Raw genomic sequence first — 2372 nt, 5'->3', positions numbered from 1 at the left:
AATACCAACGTTGAAGACGTCTACAAAGACGGCAGTGAAGTCACTGCGACCGTTACTGCGGTCAATGGCGGTAACTTCGAAGCCGTCGATCTGACCGGCGCAAACACTACTGTCGCTGTCGAAGACACCATCGACACCACCACTGTGGCTGTGACTGCCGAGCCTGCGAAGGAAGGCGATACCAACCTCACCTTCAACTTCCAGCTGAGCAACCCGCCGCAGGCTGGTACCACCGCTACCTTGACCGTCAACGTCGGTGGTACTGATTACACCGTCACTGTTGGCGCCGATGGCAAGGGCACTCTCCAGGTTCCGAATACCAACGTTGAAGACGTCTACAAAGACGGTAGCGAAGTCACCGCGACTGTAACCGCGGTCAACGGCGGTAACTTCGAAGCCGTCGATCTGACTGGCGCGACCACCACCGTTGCTGTCGAAGACACCATCGACACCACCACCGTGGCTGTTACTGCCGAAGCAGCGAAGGAGGGTGATGCCAACCTCACCTTCAACTTCCAACTGAGCAATCCGCCGCAGGCGGGTACCACGGCTACCTTGACCGTTAACGTCGGTGGCACTGATTACACGGTAACTGTTGGCGCCGATGGCAAGGGCACTCTCCAGGTCCCGAACACCAACGTTGAAGACGTCTACAAAGACGGCAGTGAAGTCACTGCGACCGTCACTGCGGTCAATGGCGGCAACTTCGAAGCCGTCGATCTGACTGGCGCGACTACCACCGTTGCTGTCGAAGACACCATCGACACCACGACTGTGGCCGTCACTGCTGAAGCTGCGAAGGAAGGTGACGCAAACCTCACCTTCAACTTCCAGCTGAGCAATCCGCCGCAGGCGGGTACCACGGCTACCTTGACCGTCAACGTCGGTGGTACTGATTACACCGTCACAGTTGGCGCTGATGGCAAGGGCACCTTGTCGGTCCCGAATACCAACGTTGAAGACGTGTACAAAGATGGCAGCGACGTCACTGCGACTGTAACCGCGGTCAACGGCGGTAACTTCGAAGCTGTGGATCTGACTGGCGCGACCACCACCGTTGCTGTCGAAGACACCATCGACACCACCACTGTGGCTGTTACTGCCGAAGCAGCGAAGGAGGGTGATGCGAACCTCACCTTCAACTTCCAGCTCAGCAATCCGCCGCAGGCTGGCAGCACCACGACTCTGACTGTAAATGTCGGTGGCACTAACTACACCGTCAACGTTGGCGCCGATGGCAAGGGCACCTTGTCGGTCCCGAATACCAACGTTGAAGACGTGTACAAAGACGGTAGCGAAGTCACCGCGACTGTCACTGCGGTCAATGGCGGCAATTTCGAAGCCGTCGATCTGACTGGCGCGACCACCACTGTCGCTGTCGAAGACACCATCGACACCACCACTGTGGCTGTGACTGCCGAGCCTGCGAAGGAAGGCGATACCAACCTCACCTTCAACTTCCAGTTGAGCAACCCGCCGCAGGCTGGCAGCACCACGACTCTGACTGTAAATGTCGGTGGCACTGATTACACGGTAACTGTTGGCGCCGATGGCAAGGGCACTCTCCAGGTCCCGAACACCAACGTTGAAGACGTCTACAAGGACGGCAGTGAAGTCACTGCTACCGTCACTGCGGTCAATGGCGGCAACTTCGAAGCCGTGGATCTGACCGGCGCGACCACGACTGTCGCTGTCGAAGACACCATCGACACCACCACCGTGGCTGTTACTGCCGAAGCAGCGAAGGAGGGTGATGCCAACCTCACCTTCAACTTCCAACTGAGCAATCCGCCGCAGGCGGGTACCACGGCTACCTTGACCGTTAACGTCGGTGGCACTGATTACACGGTAACTGTTGGCGCCGATGGCAAGGGCACTCTCCAGGTCCCGAACACCAACGTTGAAGACGTCTACAAAGACGGCAGTGAAGTCACTGCGACCGTCACTGCGGTCAATGGCGGCAATTTCGAAGCCGTCGATCTGACTGGCGCGACCACTACCGTTGCTGTCGAAGACACCATCGACACCACGACTGTGGCCGTCACTGCTGAAGCTGCGAAAGAAGGTGACGCAAACCTCACCTTCAACTTCCAGTTGAGCAACCCGCCGCAGGCTGGCAGCACCACGACTCTGACTGTAAATGTCGGTGGCACTGATTACACGGTAACTGTTGGCGCTGATGGCAAGGGCACCTTGTCGGTCCCGAACACCAACGTTGAAGATGTCTACAAAGACGGCAGCGAAGTCACTGCAACTGTCACTGCTGTGAACGGCGGCAACTTCGAAGCCGTCGACCTGACTGGCGCGACCACCACTGTTGCCGTCGAAGACACCATCGATACCACGACTGTGGCCGTCACTGCTGAAGCTGC

Annotated in this window: 1 protein-coding gene; it reads left to right on the top strand. The window is 57.9% G+C overall.

Annotated elements, in window-relative coordinates; all coding sequences use genetic code 11:
• A partial coding sequence (locus ACIOAU_RS23570; RefSeq protein WP_401184865.1) for a beta strand repeat-containing protein occupies positions 1 to 2372 on the top strand: 2372 nt, incomplete at both ends.

Source organism: Pseudomonas sp. NPDC088322 (genome assembly GCF_044740745.1).
GTDB lineage: Bacteria > Pseudomonadota > Gammaproteobacteria > Pseudomonadales > Pseudomonadaceae > Aquipseudomonas > Aquipseudomonas shirazensis.
This window is presented reverse-complemented; position numbering and strand designations above follow the sequence as displayed.